We start from the raw sequence: 18,635 nt of genomic DNA, 5'->3' as shown, positions 1-18,635 counted from the left end.
TCAAGATCCGGGAGAGCCGGACGGTGGCTCAGGGCCGCAAGAGGCTGCTGCGTGAGCGGGAAACATACTTCCTGCTCATGCAGCAGGGCTTCAGCAACAACCAGGCGTGCCGGATCGTGGGCATCAACGACAAGACCGGCCGCCGTTGGCGCAATGGCCGTGCGGCAGACAGCAAGCAGAAGGCGGCACCACCGGTCCGTCCGGTGGTGCCGCCTACTGGTCCGTCCCGCTACCTCCGGGCCGACGAGCGGATCCACATCGCCGACCGGTTCCGGGAGAAGGCCTCGATCCGGGCGATCGCTGCCGAGCTGGGTCGTAGTCCCTCCACCATCAGCCGGGAGATACGCCGCAACGGCACGCGTCCACCCCGCAACGCGACCCACTGGACCTATCGGCCGTATGTCGCGCAAGAGCGTGCGGATGCCCGTCGGCCCCGGCCCAAGACCGGGAAGATCGGCCAGAACCCCGAGCTGCGGGACTTCATCCAGCACCACCTCACACGCCGCTGGAGTCCTGAACAGATCTGCCGGACTCTACGGACGCGCTTCCCCGACCGGCCGGAGATGCACGTGACCCACGAGACGATCTACCAGGCCCTCTACGTCCAAGGCCGCGGAGAACTCCGCCGCGAGCTGACCCGATCCCTTCGGACGGGACGGGCGACGCGACGCCCGCACCGTCAGTCCGCTAAGCGTCAGCCGCGCATGTCGAAGGACATGGTGATGATCAGCGAACGGCCGGCCGAGGCAGCCGACCGCGCGATCCCCGGGCACTGGGAGGGCGACCTCATCATCGGCAAGACCAACAGGTCCGCGATCGGAACACTGGTGGAGCGATCCAGCCGCTTCGTCGCCCTCGTCCACCTGCCTGACGGCCGACACCCCGCCAAGGTCCGCGACGCGCTCATCCAGACCGTCTCCGCTCTCCCGGCCCACCTCCGGCGCTCACTCACCTGGGATCAGGGCTCCGAGATGCACCTCCACCAGGAGTTCAGCACCGCCACGGACATGGCCGTCTACTTCTGCGATCCCGGCAGCCCCTGGCAGCGCGGCTCGAACGAGAACACCAACGGGCTGCTACGGCAGTACTTCCCCAAGGGCACAGACCTCTCCGTCCACACCCGCGAGCACCTGGACGCCGTCGCAGCCGAGCTCAACAGCCGCCCACGCAAAACGCTCGACTGGGAAACCCCAGCCGAGCGTCTCGCTAAGCTCCTGGCGACAGCCAGTTGATCACTGTGTTGCTACGACCCCTGGAATTCGCCATACGGGGAGCGCGGGCCTTCGTAGGTGGGCGTGTGCCGGCTGCGGATCAGCCGAGCGGGTGCATCCAGCCATGGGTGTCCGCGGCGTGGCCGGTCTGGAGTTCCAGGAGGGCCTTGCGCAGCCGCATGGTGACCGGGCCGGGCTGCCCGTCTCCCTGGATCCAGTCCGCGCGCTCGGACTTGACCGAGCCGACCGGGGTGATGACGGCGGCGGTGCCGCAGGCGAACACCTCGGTGAGGGTGCCCTCGGCGTTGTCGCGCTGCCAGTCCTCGGTGGTGATCCGGCCCTCCTCGGCCTGGTAGCCGAGGTCGCGGGCGATGGTGAGGAGGGAGTCACGGGTGATGCCGGGAAGGAGGGAGCCGGTGAGCTCCGGGGTGACGATGCGGTCGCCGTACACGAAGTACAGGTTCATCCCGCCCATCTCCTCGATCCAGCGGTGCTCGACGGCGTCGAGCCAGACCACCTGGTCGCAGCCGTGCGAGGCGGCCTGGGCCTGGGCGACCAGCGAAGCCGCGTAGTTGCCGCCGGTCTTGGCCGCGCCGGTGCCGCCCTTGACCGCGCGGACGTACTCCTCGGAGAGCCAGACGGAGACGGGCTTGACTCCGCCGGGGAAGTACGCGCCGGCCGGCGAGGCGATCACGATGAAGAGGAACTCGTTCGCCGGGCGGACGCCCAGGCCGACCTCGGAGGCGAACATGAACGGCCGCAGGTACAGGGAGGCCTCGCCGGAGTCCGGCACCCAGGCGCGGTCCTGCTGGATCAGGGCGTCGCAGGCATCGATGAACAGCTCGGCCGGCAGCTCCGGCATGGCCATGCGGCGGGCGGAGGCCTGGAAGCGCTCGGCGTTGGCGAGCGGGCGGAAGGTGGCGACGGTGCCGTCGGGCTGGCGGTAGGCCTTGAGACCCTCGAAGATCGTCTGCGCGTAGTGCAGCGTCATGTTCGCCGGGTCGATCGACAGCGGCGCGTACGGGACCAGCTCGGCGTCGTGCCAGCCGCGGCCCTCGGTCCACTTGATCGTCACCATGTGGTCGGTGAAGTGGCGGCCGAAGCCGGGGCTGGCCAGGATCGCCTCGCGCTCCGCATCGGACAGCGGGTTCGAGGAGGGCTTGAGCTCGATCGTGGGCGTCGTCATGAGTGCTTGTCCTTCACCGGTTGTGTATGGCGGACCGCGCTCACGGCGTACTAGGACGTCCGAGCTTCCCGCATTCCGCGGCCTCGCGTTCGATTATCGCGCGCGGAGGGGCTTCGGAGAAGCGGGGTAGCGGCCCAGGGGAGATGGTGGCACCCGGGGCCGCACAGGAAAAGCCGCCGGGTCCCGTATGTGACCCGACGGCTTCCTGGAGTGGTGCTGCCGGGTCAGCCGGCTGCGCGCGCGGCGAGGGCGTCGCCGATGGCGTCGGTGGAGCGGAAGGTTCCGTCGCGTTCGGCGAGGTCGGCGGTGACGGCGTCCTCGATGCGGGCGGCCTCGGCCTCGTGGCCGAGGTGGCGCAGGAGGAGGGCGACGGAGAGGATCGTGGCGGTCGGGTCGGCCTTGCCGGTTCCTGCGATGTCCGGGGCCGAGCCGTGGACGGGCTCGAACATGGACGGGTAGGCGCCGGTCGGGTTGATGTTCCCGGAGGCGGCCAGGCCGATTCCGCCGGTCACGGCGGCGGCCAGGTCGGTGAGGATGTCACCGAAGAGGTTGTCGGTGACGATGACGTCGAAGCGCTCGGGCTGGGTGACGAAGAAGATCGTCGCGGCGTCGACGTGCAGGTAGTCGGTGGTGACCTCGGGGTATTCGCGGCCGACCTTGTCGAAGGTGTTCTTCCACAGGTGGCCGGCGTAGACGAGGACGTTGTTCTTGTGGACCAGCGTCAGCTTCTTGCGGGGGCGGGCGTTGGCGCGCTCGTACGCGTCGCGGACGACGCGTTCCACACCGTAGGCGGTGTTGACGCTGACCTCGGTGGCGACCTCGGCGGGGGTGCCGGTGCGCAGGCTGCCGCCGTTGCCGGTGTAGGGGCCCTCGGTGCCCTCGCGGACCACCACGAAGTCGATGTCGGGGCGGCCGGCCAGCGGGGTGGCGGTGTTCGGGAACAGCTTCGAGGGGCGCAGGTTGATGAAGTGGTCGAACGCGAAGCGGAGCCTCAGGAGCAGGCCGCGTTCCAGTACGCCGGACGGGACCGAGGGGTCGCCGATGGCGCCCAGCAGGATCGCGTCGTGGTGCTTGAGGGCCTCGAGTTCGGCGTCCGGGAGGGTTTCACCGGTGCGGTGCCAGCGCTGGGCCCCGAGGTCGTATTCCTTGGTCTCCAGCTTCACATCCTGGGGCAGGACCGCGGTAAGGACCTTCAGGCCCTGAGCCACGACTTCCTGGCCGATGCCATCACCGGGGATCACTGCGAGATTGATGCTGGTCGACATGGCGAAACCGTACTCCGTGTCCCAGCCCTCAGACATATTGCGTCCAGCATTTGGACCAATCGGGACGCAACATGTCCGGGGCCCGTCCTGGGCTCGTGCGTGGCCCGTGCGTGCCGGACGGGTGTCCGGCCGCGCGTCAGTGGCCGGTCGAGCCGCCGTTGTCACGGCGGTCGAGGGCTCGCTGGAGGGCGGCGGCGGCGTTGCGGCGGTCCGCGTCGGCGGTGGAGGAGTGGCGGACGCGGCGGACAGCGGCGGTGGTGGGGGTCATGTGGATCGACTCCTTGAGATCACGGCGTGGCGGGGCCACGGATGAGGGGTTCCTTCAAGGCGCCGGAAGAGGCGGGGAGCAGTGCGCCGCAGGGATTGCCTGCCGGGGGCGCGCGCTCTCGACCACCATTCGCCTGATCGGCGAGACGTTCGGCTTCTACAAAGCTAGGGCAGGTCCGGCTGTATGTCTCCGCAATTACTCGGACTTCCTACTATCTGAGACGCCGAAACCCCCGGAAAGCCTCCTCCCGGGGGTCCAGTTCAGCCCTTATCGGAGCGAAGTTCCCTGATCAGAGCCCGTACGGCCAGAGTGGCGGCGGATTCCGGCGTGGTGACGTATCCCACGCGCCTCACCGGCCTCCGCGGCCCCAGATCGGTGATCTCCACCGCCTCGCCGGCCTCGCGCAGCGAGAGCTCCGGCAGGATCGCCATGCCGAGTCCGCGGCCGACCATCGTCAGCACCATCCCGTCGTCCTCCGCCTTGACGGTGGCCCGCGGGATCCAGTCCTGCTCCCGCCACCAGTCCCGGGTGTAGGAGCCGCAGTTCTCGTCCCAGTCGAGCAGGGGCAGCGCCTTCGGGTCCGGGTGTCCGGCCGGGTGGACCAGCGCGTACGCCTCCTCCGCGAGCACCCCGGTCAGCAGGCCGGGCGGAACCTCGTCCGGCCCTCCCAGGGTGGCGATCCCCAGATCGGCGCGACCGGCGGCCACCTCCCCGGCGGTGCCCGCGCCGAGTTCGCGCACCACCCGGACCTCGGGGCGGAGCCCCGGGTGCCGGGCCGTGAGCCGGTCCAGGGCGGGCGGCAGCAGGTGCAGGGCCGCGCTGCGGAAGGCGGCGATCCGGAGCACGCCCGTCAGGGCGTCGCCGCCCGGTGCGGACCGGCCCGCGCCGCGCACTTCCGCGCCCATGACCTCGTACAGCCGCAGGATCCGGCGGGCGTGTCCGACGGCCCGCTCCCCCGCCGCGGTGGGCGAGGCCCCGCTCCTCCCCCGGTCGAAGAGCACCGCGCCGATCTTGGCCTCGCTGCCGCGCACGGAGTGCGATACGGCCGACTGGGTGAGCCCGAGCGCTGCCGCAGCGGCGGAGAACCCGCCCGACTCGGCGACGGCGACCAGCACCCGCAGTTCCTGCGGGAGGAGCTCGGACACCGGCCCCCACCTCGTTCCATGAGCGTCGTTCATGCATGTGCGTCTTCCATGAACGCAACCCCCTGCCCGGCCGGGAGATTCCTTCCTAGCGTCTTCGCCATGACCACGAACACCGCTCACGCCGTGCACCAGACCGCCCGCCCGACCGGCTTCCCCACCGCCGCCGATTTCACCGTCGCCTCCTTCCCCGTCCCGGAACCGGGCCCCGGAACCGCCCTGGTGGAGAACCTCCTGCTCTCCGTGGACCCGTACCACCGCGGGCTGATGGACGGCGGCGAGGACGGCTTCGAGCTGAACGCCCCGCTGGAGGGCCGCTCGGTCGGCCGCGTGATCGCCTCGCGCGACCCGGGCCTGGCCGAGGGCGACCTGGTCTTCCACCGCGAGGGCTGGCGCACGCACGCCCTCGTCACCCTCGGCACCGACGGGACCCGCAAGCTGCGCGTCCACGACGGGGTCCCGCTGGAGGCGTACCTGTCCCTCCTCGGCGGTACCGGCCTCACCGCGTACGCCGCGCTGACCCGCACCGCGGCCCTGCGGGAGGGCGAGGACCTGTTCGTCTCCGCCGCGGCGGGCGGGGTCGGCACCGCCACCGGCCGCATCGCCCGGCTGCTCGGCGCCCGCCGGATCATCGGCAGCGCGGGCTCGGCGGCCAAGGTCCGCCACCTCACCGGCGACCTCGGGTTCGACGCGGCCTTCGACTACCACGACGGCCCGGTCGGCGAGCAGCTCGCCGCGGCGGCGCCGGACGGCATCGACGTCTACGTGGACAACGTCGGCGGCGGACACCTGGAGGGCGCGATCGACGTGCTGCGCGAGTACGGGCGGATCGCCTGGGTCGGCGCCGTCTCGACGTACAACGGCGACCGCTCCCCCGCCGCGCCCCGCAACCTCTTCGAGGTCGTCCACAAATCGCTGCGGCTCGAAGGGGTATTGGTTCGAAACCACACCAATTTGCAGGAGGAGCTGGAGGACTTCCTCGTACCCCATCTGCGCAGCGGCCTGATCGATACCGATACCACCGTTGTGCAGGGGTTCGACCGTACGGTGGACGCTTTCCTGGGCATGCTCCGGGGGGAGAACCTGGGCAAGATGCTCGTCCGGCTCGACGGCTGAAACCAGCCACCCGGATGTTCACCGACTTCTTACCGCACGGATGTAGACCTTTGGCGCCGGGCCCGTCACTCTTGCCGTCAATGTGCCAGCCGGGCACGGGAGTTGGAGGCGAGCAGGCAGTGACACCGATCAGCCGCAGAGGGTTCGTGGGCATCGGCGCCGGGCTGATGGCCGGTGCCGCCCTGCCCGCGATCACGCCGATGTCGCAGGCCGCGGCCGCCGCGACGGGCACGATCACCGACGTGAAGCACGTGGTGATCCTCATGCAGGAGAACCGCAGTTTCGACCACTACTTCGGAAGGCTGAAGGGTGTCCGCGGCTTCGCCGACCGCGCCGCCGGAAACGTCCCGGGCGGCTGGGGCATGTTCAACCAGCCCAACTGGGGCGGCCGCCAGTACCCGTGGAAGCTGAGCTCGACCCCGCCCGCGGGCGGGGTCGACGGCGAGACGCTGGCCCAGTGCAACGGCGATCTGCCGCACAGCTGGACCTCGCAGCACGCCGCCTGGAACAAGGGCCGGATGGACAACTGGGTCACCGGGGTCGGCAACACCCGCACCCTCGGCTTCCTGGACCGGGGCGACATACCCTTCCACTACGGCCTCGCCGACAACTACACCGTCTGCGACGCCTACTTCTGCTCCGCGCTCAGCGCGACCGGCCCGAACCGCACCTTCCTGTGGAGCGGCAAGATCGACGCCTCCAGCAAGGACGGCGGCGACGAGTCCGGGCTGACCTGGGAGACGTACGCGGAGGCCCTCCAGCGGGCCGGCATGACCTGGAAGGTCTACCAGAACGCCCAGGACAACTACGGCGACAACGGTCTGGCCTACTTCAAGAAGTTCACCGACGCCGCGCCCGGCAACCCCCTGCACGACCGCGGCATGTCCTCCGTCCCGCGCGTCACCGGCTCCACCCCGGACGACATCGCGGCCGCCATCCGCGCCGACGTCGTCGCCGGCACCCTCCCCCAGGTCTCCTGGGTCGTGGCCAACGAGGCCTTCTCCGAGCACCCGTACGCCCCGCCGGGCGACGGCGCGCACTTCGTCGACCTCGTCTACCGGGCGCTCGCCGCCGACCCCGAGGTCTTCGACTCGACCGTCCTGTTCCTCAACTACGACGAGAACGACGGCTTCTTCGACCACGTCCCGCCGCCCGTCGCCCCGCCCGGCACCCCCGGCGAGTACCTGGACGGCGCCCCGATCGGCCTCGGCTTCCGCGTCCCGATGATCGTGATGTCCCCGTGGACGCGGGGCGGCTGGGTGAGCTCGGAGGTCTTCGACCACACCTCGGTGCTGCGGTTCATGGAAACGTGGACGGCCGCCCTCGGCACCCCGGCCGGCTGCCCGAACATCAGCGCCTGGCGCCGCAGGGTGACCGGCGACCTGACCGGCGTCTTCGACTTCGCCCACCCGGTCTACGGGGTCCCGGCGGGCCTGCCCTCCACCGCCAAGGTCATCGGCCAGTCGACCTGCGCCCCGCTGCCCAACCCGGTGCCGCAGGACAACGCCCTGCCGGCGCAGGAGGCCGGGACGCGCCCGGCGCGGGCGCTCCCGTACCAGGTCAACGGCAACCTCGACCGTCTGGAGTTCGGCGCGGCCGGCAAGATCCTGGCCTGGTTCTCGATGACCAACCAGGGTGCGGAGGCCAAGCGGGCGGCGCACTTCTCGATCCACCCGCACCAGTACCGGGACACGGCCGCCTGGCAGTACACGGTGGACGCGGGCGCCACCTCCTCCGACTACTTCAACATCGGGCTCGGGCACGGCTCGGGCAAGTACGACATCTCGATGTACGGCCCGAACCGCTTCCTGCGGCGCTTCCTCGGCGACGCCGCGAAGCCGGGCAAGGACCTGGAGGTGGCCGCCCGCTTCGCGGTCGAGCCGGGCACGGGCAAGACGGCGGTCTACTTCAGGATGACCAACGCCTCGGCCGCCGCGGTCACCTTCACGATCCGCTCCAACGCCTACCGCACGGACGGCCCGTGGACGTACACGGTCCCGCCGAACTCCTCGCGCGAGGACTACTTCAACGCGGTGGCGTACAGCAACGGCTGGTACGACTTCACGGTCCTGGCCTCCTCCGACGGCACCTGGTCGCGCCGCTACACGGGCCACATCGAGTCGGGCGCCCCGAGCATCTCCGGGTCCTAGGCCCACCGCGCCCTACGGGGGCTACAGCACGTCCCCGTCGCGCCAGTCGAAGTCGAGCCGCGCGGCGGGGTCCGGCAGGACCCCGCCGGGCGGCACCCACACGTAGGTGGACCCCTCCTCGTCCGGGAGCCCGACGGGGCCCCCGGGCGAGAGCGCCCCGAGCCGCCCGCCCCACACCTGCCACCCCCGGCCGCGGTACAGCGCGGCCCCGTCCTCGGAGGCGGACAGCGCGCCGAGCACGTAGGCCCGTGCGACGACCCGCTCCAGCTCGGCCATGACCTGCCCGGCGAGCCCCTGCCGACGGTGCCCGGCCCGGACGGCCACGGCCTCGACGTACCCGACCCGCAGCGCCCTCCCCCGGTGCACGGCCCGCCGCTGCACGACGCTCCCGTGGGCCACCAGCACCCCGCCGGCGCGCACCAGCGCGTGCATCCCGCCGAGCGCGTGCTCGAAGTCCTCGTCGGCGAAGTCCCCCTCGAAGGCCTCGTCGAGCAGGGCCCGCACCTCGCGGAGCTCGCCGTCGGCCAGCTCGGCGGTGTGCACGACGCGCAGGCCCATCACTTCTCCAGCCACTCGGTGTACCAGGTGCGGAAGTCCGGCGCCTCGGGCAGGCAGGACCCGAAGTCCTGGTCCAGGTGCCAGACCTGACCGGCCAGCGGCCCGCTCACGATCAGCCTCGAATAGATGCCGCACCCCTGCTCGGCGAGGACGAGCGTGCCCAGGGTCAGCCCCTCGCGCTCGTCGAACCTCCGGTTCTGGTCGAACGGGCGGGGTTCACGGATCGGGCAGGGCGCGGCCAGCCGGCCCGGGCGCCGGTCGTCCTCCCACTCCCCGTCCACCGCCCAGTCGTCGTCGGCCTCCGGGCGCGGGGTGACCAGCGGCATCAGCCCGTGGTGCGGGCCGGCGGGACCGTCGCCGACGGTCAGGGCGAACGACCGGTACTCTTCGGGCAGCCGGATGCCGTGCTCCGCTTCGAAGGCCCGGATCTCCGCCTCCGGGACCGGCGCGCGCAGTTCGTACCGCATGATCTTCGCCCGCAGGCGTGCCCGCACGGCCTCCGCGTCCCAGTCGCTCATGCCGCGACCGTACCAAGGACCGCATTGCGGACGCCGGACGCCGTCCACCGGCCGGAATCGGCCGACACGGCTCTGGCGGTCTGGACCATTGCCTCGGCAGACTCGCCGCATGTCGCCCGATACCCAGCAGTGGACCCCGATCCACGGCCAGCCGTACCGTCCCGCCCCCTACCGGCCCGAGCGGATGGCGAGCGCCGAATCGCTCGCTCGCGCCGCCGGGTTGCGCACGCGGATGGACGAGCGGCGGACCGTACGGCACTTCTCCCGCGATCCGGTGCCCGAGCAGGTCGTCCGGGACGCCGTCGCGTGCGCCGCGACCGCTCCCTCCGGGGCGCACCAGCAGCCCTGGACCTTCGTCCTGGTCAAGGACCCGGAGGTGCGCCGGCAGATCCGCGCCGCCGCCGAGCAGGAGGAGGTGCTCTCGTACGACGGCCGGCTCGGCGACGAGTGGCTCGCGGCCCTGCGCCCCCTCGGCACGGACGCCGTGAAGACCCATCTCACGGACGCCCCGGCGCTGATCGTGGTCTTCCAGCAGCGCTACTGGCTCGGCCCGGACGGCACCAAGCACAAGCACTACTACGTCGACGAGTCGGTCGGCATCGCGGTCGGCATGCTGCTGTCGGCCCTCCACCTTTCGGGCCTGGCGGCCCTGGTCCACACGCCGAGCCCGATGCGCTTCCTCTCCCGCGTCCTGGACCGCCCGGAGAACGAGAAGGCCTTCGCGGTCATCCCGGTGGGCTACCCGGCGGACGACTGCGAGGTCCCCGACCTGGTCCGCAAGTCCCTGGACCAGGTCATCGTCGAGGTCTAGCCCGGAACTGGGACCGCCCCCGCTCCGGACTTGGGGGTACCGGAGCGGGGGCGGGGTTCAGCGGGCGGTGGTCAGCCCATGTGCGGGTAGCCGTACTCGGTCGGCGCGACCAGGGTCTCCTTGATGGAGCGGGTCGAGGTCCAGCGCATCAGGTTCGACGCGGCACCGGCCTTGTCGTTCGTACCCGAGGCGCGGCCGCCGCCGAAGGGCTGCTGGCCGACGACGGCGCCGGTGGACTTGTCGTTGATGTAGAAGTTGCCCGCCGCGAAGCGGAGCTTCTCCATCGCGTCCGCCGCCGCGTAACGGTCCGCGGCGATGACCGAGCCGGTCAGGGCGTACGCCGAGACGGACTCCATCTGCGCGAGCATCGCGTGGAATCCCTCGGTGGACTCGTCCTCGTAGACGTGGATGGCGAGGATCGGGCCGAAGTACTCGGTCGTGAAGACCTCGTTCTCCGGGTCGGTGCACGCGATGACGGTCGGGCGGACGAAGTAGCCCTCCGAGTCGTCGTAGGTGCCGCCGGCGATGATCTCGCAGGTCGGATCGGCGATCGCGCGGTCGATCGCGGCCTTGTTCTTCGCGAAGGAGCGCTCGTCGATGACGGCGCCGATGAAGTTGGTGAGGTCGCGGACGTCACCCATGGCGATGCCGTCGACCTCGGCCGCGAAGGCCTCCTTGAAGCCGTCGTTCCAGATGGAGGCCGGGACGTAGGCGCGCGAGGACGCCGAGCACTTCTGGCCCTGGAACTCGAAGGAGCCGCGGGTCAGGGCGGTCTTCAGGACGGCGCGGTCCGCGGACGGGTGCGCGACGACGAAGTCCTTGCCGCCGGTCTCGCCGACCAGGCGCGGGTAGGACTTGTACGTCTCGATGTTGTTGCCGACCGTCTTCCACAGGTACTGGAAGGTCTTGGTCGAGCCGGTGAAGTGGATGCCGGCCAGCTCGGGGTGGTTCAGCGCCACCTCGGAGACGGCGATGCCGTCGCCGGTCACCAGGTTGATGACGCCCTTGGGCAGGCCGGCCTCCTCCAGGAGCTCCATGAGGAGGACCGCGGAGTGGGTCTGCGTCGGGGACGGCTTCCACAGGACCACGTTGCCCATCAGGGCGGGGGCGGTCGGCAGGTTGCCCGCGATGGCCGTGAAGTTGAACGGCGTGATCGCGTAGACGAAGCCCTCGAGCGGGCGGTGGTCGCTGCGGTTCCACACGCCGGCGCTGTTCGCGACCGGCTGCTCGGCCAGGATCTGGCGGGCGAAGTGGACGTTGAAGCGCCAGAAGTCGACGAGCTCGCACGGGGTGTCGATCTCGGCCTGCTGGGCGGTCTTCGACTGGCCCAGCATGGTCGAGGCGGCGAGCTTCTCGCGCCACGGGCCGGACAGCAGCTCGGCGGCGCGCAGGATGATCGCGGCGCGGTCGTCGAAGGACATCGAGCGCCAGGCCGGGGCGGCGGCCAGGGCGGCGTCGACCGCCTCCTGCGCGTCGGCCGCGGTGGCGTTCGCGTAGGTGCCGAGCACCGACTTGTGGTCGTGCGGCTGGACCACGTCGAAACGCTCGCCGCCGCCCATCCGCTTGACGCCGTTGATCGTCATCGGGAGGTCGATCGGGTTCTCGGACAGCTGCTTGAGCTGCTCTTCGAGGCGCGTGCGCTCCGGGGTGCCGGGGGCGTACGAGTGGACCGGCTCGTTGACCGGAGCGGGGACCTGGGTCACAGCATCCATGGGGCTGGTAACTCCTTGACCTAGTTCTTGGCTAGTTCTTGGTGATCATCGAGCGGAGGAAGAACAGCAGGTTGGCCGGCTTCTCCGCGAGGCGGCGCATGAAGTAGCCGTACCAGTCCGTCCCGTACGCGGTGTACACCCGCATCCGGTGGCCCTCGGCGGCGAGCCGCAGGTGCTCTTCGCTGCGGATGCCGTACAGCATCTGGAACTCGTACTCGTCCAGTTTGCGCCCGGCCTGGCGGGCCAGCTCCTGGCCGATGGCGATCAGCCGCGGGTCGTGGGACCCGATCATCGGGTAGCCCTCGCCGTCCATCAGGATCTTCATGATCCGGACGTACGCCTTGTCGATCTCGGCCTTGTCCTGGTAGGCGACCTCGGCGGGCTCCTTGTAGGCGCCCTTCACGATCCGGACGCGGCTGCCGTTGGCGGCCAGCCGGCGGGCGTCGGCCTCCGTGCGGAAGAGGTAGGCCTGGATGACGCAGCCGGTCTGCGGGAAGTCGCGGCGCAGTTCCTCGTGGATGGCGAACATCGAGTCGAGGGTGGTGTGGTCCTCGGCGTCGAGGGTCACGGTGGTGCCGATGGCGGCGGCGGCCTCGACGACCGGGCGGACGTTGGCGAGCGCGAGCTCGTGGCCGCCCTCCAGAGCCTGGCCGAACATCGACAGCTTCACGGACATCTCGACGGTCTCGCCGAGGCCGAGCTCCTCGAGGCGCGCGATGAGCTGGAGGTAGGCGTCCCGGGCGGCGTGCGACTGCGCCACCTCGGTGATGTCCTCGCCGACGACGTCGAGGGTGACCTCGAGGCCGGCCCGCGTCAGGTCCTCGACGATCGGGATGACCTGGTCGACCGTCTCGCCGGGGATGAACCGGTTCACCACGGGCTTGGTCACCGGAGCGGCAGAGACGATACGACGCATTTTGTCGCTGCGCGAAGCGGCGAGGATCACGGGACCCAGCACGGGTGCACCTCCAGCGGGTGGCAGAAGAAAAGCGCAAGTAAAACCACCGTGAAACCTAAGGATCGGTTTGATCCTCTGCCATCGACAGCTGTCACGCATCCGTGTCCGGGATCTCATACATCTGTCTGAAGGGTCCGGTCCGGGGTGGGAGAATGTCCGGGTGAAGGGCGATTACCAGGACCTGGTGGACGAGATCTCGGCGCTGCTGGGCGCGCCGGCGACGCTGGAGAACCGGGACTTCCGGCTGATCGCCTTCGGCGCGCACGACAGCGACGACGACCAGGCCATGGACCCGGTGCGCACCCGCTCGATCCTGACCCGGCAGTCCACGGCGGCGGTCCGGTCCTGGTTCGAGGGCTTCGGCATCGCCCGCGCCACCGGGCCGGTGCACATCCCGGCGGCGCCCGAGGCCGGGGTCTTCCGGGGGCGGATCTGCCTGCCGGTGCGGCGCCGGGGCGTCGTGCAGGGCTACGTGTGGCTCCTCGACCAGGACCCCGGCCCGGGGCCGGCGGAGCTGGCCGCGGCCATGGAGGTGGCCCAGCGCATCGGGATCCTGCTCGACGAGGAGGCGAAGGCCGGGGCCGATCTGTCGCGGGAGTTCCTGGCGGTGCTCACGGCCGGGCGGGGCTGGCAGCAGGACATGGCGATGGCCGCGCTGCGGGTCGCACTGGGCCCGGCCGCGGAGGGGCTGCACGCCGCGGTGTGCGTGGCGCCGTGGTCCGGGGAGGCCCCGGCGTCGGTCCCCGGCGCGGCGGCGCTCTGCGTGGTCCCGGGCGGGACGGGACCGGGCGACCCGGAGGCCGCCGGGGGCGGCGGCGCGGGCGGAGGCCGTACGCCGGGCCGGCGCGCCCCGGCCCTGGCCGTCCTGCTGAGGCTGCGCTCGACCGACGCCCTCGCCCCGGCCGTGACGGCGATGGAGCGGCTGCTGCCGCGGGCCGGCGCGGCGGACGCCCGGCAGCGGCCCGCGACCGCCGGGGTCGCCGACCCGGTCCGGGCCCTGTCCGAGCTGCCCGCCGCCTGGGAGCAGGCCGTCGCCGCGGCCCGGGCGGCCGTCGCGCAGCCGAGGCTGGGCCCGGTCGCCCGCTGGGCGGAGATCGGCCCGTACCGGCTGCTGGCGGCCCTGGCCGCCGACCCGGTGGACGATCCGGCCACGCGCGCCCTGCTGGGCCCGGCCCACCGCGAACTCGCCCGTACCGCCGAGGTGTTCCTGGACTGCGCCGGCCAGGCGGGCCGCGCGGCCGCGGCGCTGGGCATCCACCGGCAGACGCTGTACTACCGGCTGGCCCGCGTGGAGCAGCTGACCGGCCTCGACCTGGACGAGGGCGAGGACCGGCTGCTCCTGCACATGGCCCTCAAGACGGCCCGCCTGGCCTGACCCGTACGGGCTACGCGCTCAGGACGCAGTCCTCTCCCGGGGCGGCTCCGGGTGCGTCAGCGCCGCTGCGGCGGCCCGCATGCCCTCGGTGAACTCCTCCGCGCTCGCCGCCGACTTCGGGTCGAAGAGCCACTGGATCATCAGGCCGTTCAGCAGCGCCTGGTAGAAGGTGCCCAGCGTGCGCTCCTCGCGTTCGGTGACCTCCTCCTCCGGGGTGCCCGTGAGCAGCGCGATCAGCCCGCGGCGCCCCTCGGCCTGCGAGGCCGCGAGCAGTTCCCGCAGCTCCGGCATCCGGTCGCGGGCGAGCGCTACCTCCAGGCCGGCCGACCAGACCGGACCGGCTTCGGCCCGGTGGGCGAGGAACCCCTCCCAGACCGCGCGGAACCGTTCCAGCGAGCCGCCCTCGCCCTCCATGCCGCCCTCGAAGACCTCGCCCAGTTCCTGCATCAGGGCGGTGAAGGCCTGGGCAAGCAGGGCGTCCTTGGAGCCGTAGTGGTAGCCGATGGAGGCCAGGTTCGCTCCCGAGGCCTTCACGACGTCTCGCGCCGTGGTCCCCACGAAACCCTTCTCGACCAGGCACTTCTTCGCGCCTTCGAGCAGGTCTTCCCGATGTCCCATGCCGTCACGGTAGCAATACGGGCGTCACAGACGTAAGTCCAAGACGCGCGTTCCATACGCACGTTCCATACGTTCGTCATAGACAAGCATGTATGGCGCTTGTGCATTGCTGCCCATGAGGTGCTCATCGCGGCCCGGGGGCTGCTCGGCACCGGCGGGGCGACCCTGATGCCCTCGACGCTGGCCCTCGTCCGCAACCTCTTCCAGGACCCCGTGCAGCGCGGCCGGGCGATCGCCGTCTGGTCCGGGGTCATGACCGGCGGGATCGCCCTCGGTTCGGAGACGAGCGGACGGATGCTCGATCACTTCTGGTGGGGCTCGGTCTTCCTGGTCAACGTCCCCGCGATGGTGCTCCTGCTGGTGCTCGTCCCCGTGCTGGTCCCGGAGTTCAAGGACCCGGCGCCCGGCCGCTTCGACCTGCTGAGCGTGCTGCTGTCCACGGCGGCCGTACTGCCCGCCGTCCACGGCCTGAAGGAGATCGCCGCCGAGGGCTTCGCGCCGCTCCCCGTGGGCAGCGTGGCCGTCGGCCTGGCCTTCGGGTACCTCTTCGTCCGACGCCGGCGCACCCGTGACGACGCGATGGTCGCCCGGGCGCTGTTCCGGGTCCGCGGTGTCGCGGCGGGCATCGGCCTCAACACCGTCGCCGCCTTGCCCCCTCGGTGGTCATCGGCGCCGCCGCCCCGGTTTCCGCGGCCCTGATGCGCGGGGCCGGAGCCCCCGCCCCGGCCGCGGCGGAGCGGGCCGGGCGGGCCGGGACACCGGCGCGGGAGGCGACGTACCGCTGACCGGGGCACCAGAGCCGTACGACGCGGAAGGGCCCGGGGGACGTCCCCCCGGGCCCTTCCCTCTGGTTCCTGCCGGTCAGCCGAGGCTGACGGTGCGCGCCGAGACGGCGCCGATCTCGGCGGCGATGTCCGCGAGGACGTTCGCCGGGACCTCGGCGTCGACCGTCAGCACGGCGAGCGCCTCTCCGTGCTCCTCCGCACGGGCGACCTGCATGCCCGCGATGTTCAGGCCGCCCTCGCCGAGCACGCGGCCGACGGCGCCGACCACGCCGGGGCGGTCGGTGTAGCGCAGCACGACCATGTGGTCGGCGAGCGCCAGGTCCACGTCGTACTCGCCGATGCCCACGATCTTCTGCAGGTGCTTCGGGCCCGCGAGCGTGCCGGAGACCGAAACCTCCTGACCGTCCGACAGGGTGCCGCGGACGGTCACCACGTTGCGGTGGTCCGGGGACTCCGAGCTGGTGGTCAGGCGCACCTCGACACCGCGCTCCTGTGCGAAGAGCGGGGCGTTGACGTAGGAGACCGTCTCGTCGACGACGTCCTCGAAGACGCCCTTGAGCGCGGAGAGTTCGAGCACCTTCACGTCGTGCTGGGTGATCTCGCCGCAGACCTCGACGTCGAGTCGGACCGCGACCTCGCCCGCGAGGGCGGTGAAGATGCGGCCGAGCTTCTCGGCGAGCGGCAGGCCCGGACGGACGTCCTCGGCGATGACGCCGCCCTGGACGTTCACCGCGTCCGGTACGAGCTCACCGGCGAGGGCGAGGCGCACCGACTTGGCGACCGACACACCGGCCTTCTCCTGGGCCTCGTCCGTGGAAGCGCCGAGGTGCGGGGTGCAGACGACCTGGTCGAGCTCGAAGAGGGGGGAGTCCGTGCAGGGCTCCTTCGCGTACACGTCGAGGCCGGCGCCGGCGACCCGGCCCTCCTTGATGGCCGAGTACAGCGCGGCCTCGTCCACGATCCCGCCCCGGGCGGCGTTGACGATGCGGACCGACGGCTTCACCTTGTGCAGGGCCTCGTTCCCGATGAGACCGAGGGTCTCGGGGGTCTTGGGCAGGTGCACGGTGATGAAGTCGGCGACCTCCAGGAGCTCGTCCAGCGTCAGCATCTTGACGCCCATCTGGGCGGCGCGCGCGGGCTGTACGTAGGGGTCGTACGCGACGATCTTCATACCGAAGGCCGACATGCGCTGCGCGACCAGGACGCCGATGCGGCCGAGGCCGACGACACCGAGGGTCTTCTCGCTGAGCTCGACACCCGTGTACTTGTTCCGCTTCCACTCACCGTTCTTCAGTGCGGTGTTGGCCTGCGGGATGTTGCGGGCGGTGGCGACGAGCAGGCCGCAGGCGAGCTCGGCGGCGGTCACGATGTTGGAGGTCGGCGCGTTGACGACCATCACGCCGGCCTTGGTGGCGGCGGAGACGTCGACGTTGTCCAGGCCGACGCCGGCACGGGCGACGACCCGCAGCTTCTTGGCGGCGGCGATGGCCTCGGCGTCGACCTTGGTCGCGGAACGGACGAGGATCGCGTCGACGTCGACGATCGCGGGCAGCAGCTCGGCGCGGTCGGCACCGTTGCAGTGCCGGATCTCGAAGTCGGGGCCGAGCGCCTCCACGGTGGCGGGCGACAGCTCTTCGGCGATGAGTACGACAGGTTTCGAGCTCACGTGGGTCCTCACAGGTCCAGTGCGGACGGCCGTCCCGACGGCCGCAGGCGGTGGAGGGGGTAGCCGCGTGGAAGACGCACGACACTGTGGGCCTGACGCGTATGTGTTGAGCAGTGTAGTGGCGCCGGCGGACCGGATTTCCGCCTGTACGGAAGGATCACCCGTCCGTGGTTGGCCGCCTTGGACAACCCGGGCCGTCCCGCGGCCGTCGGGCCGTGTGCGGCGGGGCCGGGACGCACCGTCCCGGCCCCGCCGCACACCCGGTCAGCTCTCGCTGCTGTCGACCCAGCTCATCAGCTTGCGCAGCTTCTTGCCGGTGGTCTCGAGCAGGTGCGCCTCGTCGGCCTTCTTGTACTCGTTGTACTTCGGCAGACCGGCCTTGTACTCGGCCATCCAGGTGTTGGCGAACTCGCCGTCCTGGATCTCGGCGAGGACCTTCTTCATCTCGGCCTTGGTGGCGTCGGTGATGATGCGGGGGCCGGTGATGTAGTCGCCCCACTCGGCGGTCTCGGAGACCGACCAGCGCATCTTCTCCAGGCCGCCCTCGTACATGAGGTCCACGATGAGCTTGAGCTCGTGCAGGCACTCGAAGTACGCGATCTCCGGCTGGTAGCCGGCCTCGGTCAGGGTCTCGAAACCGGCCTTGACCAGCGCGGAGGCGCCACCGCAGAGGACGGCCTGCTCACCGAACAGGTCGGTCTCGGTCTCCTCGGTGAAGGTGGTCTTGATGACGCCGGCGCGGGTGCCGCCGATGCCGGCCGCGTACGAGAGCGCGAGGGCGAAGGCGTTGCCCGAGTGGTCCTGCTCGACGGCCGCGATGCACGGAACGCCGCGGCCCTCCTCGTACTGGCGGCGGACGAGGTGGCCCGGGCCCTTCGGGGCGACCAGGGCGACGTCCACGTTGGCCGGGGGCTTGATGAAGCCGTAGCGGACGTTGAAGCCGTGGCCGAAGAAGAGCGCGTCGCCCTCCTTGAGGTGGTCCTTGATGGACGCCTCGTAGATCTCGGCCTGGAGCGGGTCCGGGGTGAGGATCATGATGACGTTCGCCCATTCGGCGGCCTCGGCCACCGGGAGGACCTTCAGACCCTGCTCCTCGGCCTTGGCCTTGGACTTCGAGCCCTCCTTCAGGCCGACGACGACGTCGACGCCGGAGTCACGGAGCGACAGCGCGTGGGCGTGGCCCTGGCTGCCGTAACCGATGACCGCGACCTTGCGGCCCTGGATGATGGACAGGTCGGCGTCGTTCTCGTAGAACAGCTCGGCCACTGGGATATCTCCTTGGTGCGCTGGTGTTGC

At 71.1% G+C, this 18,635-nt stretch carries 16 protein-coding genes and 1 pseudogene; 6 read left to right on the top strand and 11 right to left on the bottom strand.

Features of this window, described 5'->3' with window-relative positions; genetic code table 11:
• Positions 1–77: 77 nt before the first annotated feature.
• Positions 78–1,232, top strand: coding sequence for an IS30 family transposase (locus ACTVZO_RS28810; RefSeq protein WP_443303122.1), 1,155 nt, complete (start codon positions 78–80; stop codon positions 1,230–1,232).
• Between the two features lie 79 nt (positions 1,233–1,311).
• Here ACTVZO_RS28810 and ACTVZO_RS28805 read toward each other — a convergent pair whose 3' ends face one another.
• The 4 genes from ACTVZO_RS28805 to ACTVZO_RS28790 all read right to left on the bottom strand — a co-directional run bounded on the left by ACTVZO_RS28805 (position 1,312) and on the right by ACTVZO_RS28790 (position 5,108).
• Positions 1,312–2,397, bottom strand: a complete 1,086-nt coding sequence (locus ACTVZO_RS28805) for a branched-chain amino acid aminotransferase (RefSeq protein WP_443301106.1) — start codon at positions 2,395–2,397, stop codon at positions 1,312–1,314.
• Positions 2,398–2,621: 224 nt separating this feature from the next.
• On the bottom strand, positions 2,622–3,662 hold the full coding sequence (locus ACTVZO_RS28800) for a 3-isopropylmalate dehydrogenase (protein ID WP_443301105.1): 1,041 nt from the start codon (positions 3,660–3,662) through the stop codon (positions 2,622–2,624).
• 136 nt (positions 3,663–3,798) lie between these two features.
• Positions 3,799–3,930: a hypothetical protein gene (locus tag ACTVZO_RS28795; RefSeq protein ID WP_362583999.1), complete on the bottom strand. Its 132-nt coding sequence runs from the start codon at positions 3,928–3,930 to the stop codon at positions 3,799–3,801.
• A gap of 260 nt (positions 3,931–4,190) precedes the next feature.
• Positions 4,191–5,108, bottom strand: a complete 918-nt coding sequence (locus ACTVZO_RS28790; protein WP_443301104.1) for a LysR family transcriptional regulator — start codon at positions 5,106–5,108, stop codon at positions 4,191–4,193.
• Between the two features lie 66 nt (positions 5,109–5,174).
• On the opposite strand from ACTVZO_RS28790, the gene ACTVZO_RS28785 reads away from it, so the two are divergent.
• Positions 5,175–6,188, top strand: coding sequence for an NADP-dependent oxidoreductase (locus tag ACTVZO_RS28785; RefSeq protein WP_443301103.1), 1,014 nt, complete (start codon positions 5,175–5,177; stop codon positions 6,186–6,188).
• A gap of 119 nt (positions 6,189–6,307) precedes the next feature.
• Positions 6,308–8,338, top strand: coding sequence for a phosphocholine-specific phospholipase C (locus ACTVZO_RS28780; RefSeq protein WP_443301102.1), 2,031 nt, complete (start codon positions 6,308–6,310; stop codon positions 8,336–8,338).
• A gap of 21 nt (positions 8,339–8,359) precedes the next feature.
• Here ACTVZO_RS28780 and ACTVZO_RS28775 read toward each other — a convergent pair whose 3' ends face one another.
• Together ACTVZO_RS28775 and ACTVZO_RS28770 are read right to left on the bottom strand one after the other, a co-directional pair.
• Complete coding sequence (locus tag ACTVZO_RS28775; RefSeq protein WP_443303298.1) at positions 8,360–8,896, bottom strand: GNAT family N-acetyltransferase; 537 nt, start codon at positions 8,894–8,896, stop codon at positions 8,360–8,362.
• The gene (locus tag ACTVZO_RS28770) at positions 8,896–9,414 is read right to left on the bottom strand and encodes an SMI1/KNR4 family protein (protein WP_443301101.1); all 519 of its coding nucleotides are present in this window, start codon (positions 9,412–9,414) and stop codon (positions 8,896–8,898) included. Before ACTVZO_RS28770 ends, ACTVZO_RS28775 begins: the two co-directional genes overlap by 1 nt.
• A gap of 109 nt (positions 9,415–9,523) precedes the next feature.
• On the opposite strand from ACTVZO_RS28770, the gene ACTVZO_RS28765 reads away from it, so the two are divergent.
• Positions 9,524–10,225, top strand: coding sequence for a nitroreductase family protein (locus tag ACTVZO_RS28765; protein ID WP_443301100.1), 702 nt, complete (start codon positions 9,524–9,526; stop codon positions 10,223–10,225).
• 71 nt (positions 10,226–10,296) lie between these two features.
• Here ACTVZO_RS28765 and pruA read toward each other — a convergent pair whose 3' ends face one another.
• Together pruA and ACTVZO_RS28755 are read right to left on the bottom strand one after the other, a co-directional pair.
• Positions 10,297–11,937: an L-glutamate gamma-semialdehyde dehydrogenase gene (pruA, locus tag ACTVZO_RS28760; protein WP_443301099.1), complete on the bottom strand. Its 1,641-nt coding sequence runs from the start codon at positions 11,935–11,937 to the stop codon at positions 10,297–10,299.
• A gap of 31 nt (positions 11,938–11,968) precedes the next feature.
• Entirely contained in the window at positions 11,969–12,895 is a 927-nt protein-coding gene (locus ACTVZO_RS28755; RefSeq protein ID WP_443301098.1) for a proline dehydrogenase family protein, read from the bottom strand.
• Positions 12,896–13,055: 160 nt separating this feature from the next.
• Here ACTVZO_RS28755 and ACTVZO_RS28750 point away from each other — a divergent pair, with 160 nt between their 5' ends.
• The gene (locus tag ACTVZO_RS28750) at positions 13,056–14,270 is read left to right on the top strand and encodes a PucR family transcriptional regulator (protein WP_443301097.1); all 1,215 of its coding nucleotides are present in this window, start codon (positions 13,056–13,058) and stop codon (positions 14,268–14,270) included.
• An 18-nt stretch (positions 14,271–14,288) separates the two neighbouring features.
• Here ACTVZO_RS28750 and ACTVZO_RS28745 read toward each other — a convergent pair whose 3' ends face one another.
• Positions 14,289–14,888 carry a TetR/AcrR family transcriptional regulator gene (locus ACTVZO_RS28745; RefSeq protein ID WP_443301096.1) on the bottom strand — a complete coding sequence of 200 codons (600 nt, stop codon included), beginning with the start codon at positions 14,886–14,888 and terminating at the stop codon, positions 14,289–14,291.
• Between the two features lie 117 nt (positions 14,889–15,005).
• Between ACTVZO_RS28745 and ACTVZO_RS28740 the strand changes: the two are divergent.
• Positions 15,006–15,536: pseudogene (locus tag ACTVZO_RS28740) on the top strand (MFS transporter); the annotation flags it as partial.
• Between the two features lie 213 nt (positions 15,537–15,749).
• Here the strand turns inward: ACTVZO_RS28740 and serA are convergent.
• Positions 15,750–17,339 (bottom strand): phosphoglycerate dehydrogenase, encoded by a 1,590-nt coding sequence (gene serA, locus ACTVZO_RS28735; protein WP_443301095.1) that lies wholly within the window; start codon positions 17,337–17,339, stop codon positions 15,750–15,752.
• Positions 17,340–17,603: 264 nt separating this feature from the next.
• Entirely contained in the window at positions 17,604–18,605 is a 1,002-nt protein-coding gene (gene ilvC / locus ACTVZO_RS28730; protein ID WP_443301094.1) for a ketol-acid reductoisomerase, read from the bottom strand.
• Between the last annotated feature and the right edge of the window lie 30 nt (positions 18,606–18,635).

The sequence above is a fragment of the Streptomyces sp. IBSNAI002 genome (assembly GCF_052244475.1).
GTDB lineage: Bacteria > Actinomycetota > Actinomycetes > Streptomycetales > Streptomycetaceae > Streptomyces.
The sequence above is the reverse complement of the archived record's forward strand: the minus strand, read 5'-3'. Positions and strand labels throughout refer to the sequence as shown.

Coding starts and splice junctions, on each gene's coding strand:
- ACTVZO_RS28775 (WP_443303298.1), bottom strand. CDS start 8,896: ATGGGCCTGCGCGTCGTGCACACCGCCGAGCTGGCCGACGGCGAGCTC.
- ACTVZO_RS28790 (WP_443301104.1), bottom strand. CDS start 5,108: ATGAACGACGCTCATGGAACGAGGTGGGGGCCGGTGTCCGAGCTCCTC.
- ACTVZO_RS28810 (WP_443303122.1), top strand. CDS start 78: ATGCAGCAGGGCTTCAGCAACAACCAGGCGTGCCGGATCGTGGGCATC.
- ACTVZO_RS28795 (WP_362583999.1), bottom strand. CDS start 3,930: ATGACCCCCACCACCGCCGCTGTCCGCCGCGTCCGCCACTCCTCCACC.
- ACTVZO_RS28745 (WP_443301096.1), bottom strand. CDS start 14,888: ATGGGACATCGGGAAGACCTGCTCGAAGGCGCGAAGAAGTGCCTGGTC.
- ACTVZO_RS28800 (WP_443301105.1), bottom strand. CDS start 3,662: ATGTCGACCAGCATCAATCTCGCAGTGATCCCCGGTGATGGCATCGGC.
- ACTVZO_RS28785 (WP_443301103.1), top strand. CDS start 5,175: ATGACCACGAACACCGCTCACGCCGTGCACCAGACCGCCCGCCCGACC.
- pruA (WP_443301099.1), bottom strand. CDS start 11,937: ATGGATGCTGTGACCCAGGTCCCCGCTCCGGTCAACGAGCCGGTCCAC.
- ACTVZO_RS28770 (WP_443301101.1), bottom strand. CDS start 9,414: ATGAGCGACTGGGACGCGGAGGCCGTGCGGGCACGCCTGCGGGCGAAG.
- ACTVZO_RS28805 (WP_443301106.1), bottom strand. CDS start 2,397: ATGACGACGCCCACGATCGAGCTCAAGCCCTCCTCGAACCCGCTGTCC.
- ACTVZO_RS28765 (WP_443301100.1), top strand. CDS start 9,524: ATGTCGCCCGATACCCAGCAGTGGACCCCGATCCACGGCCAGCCGTAC.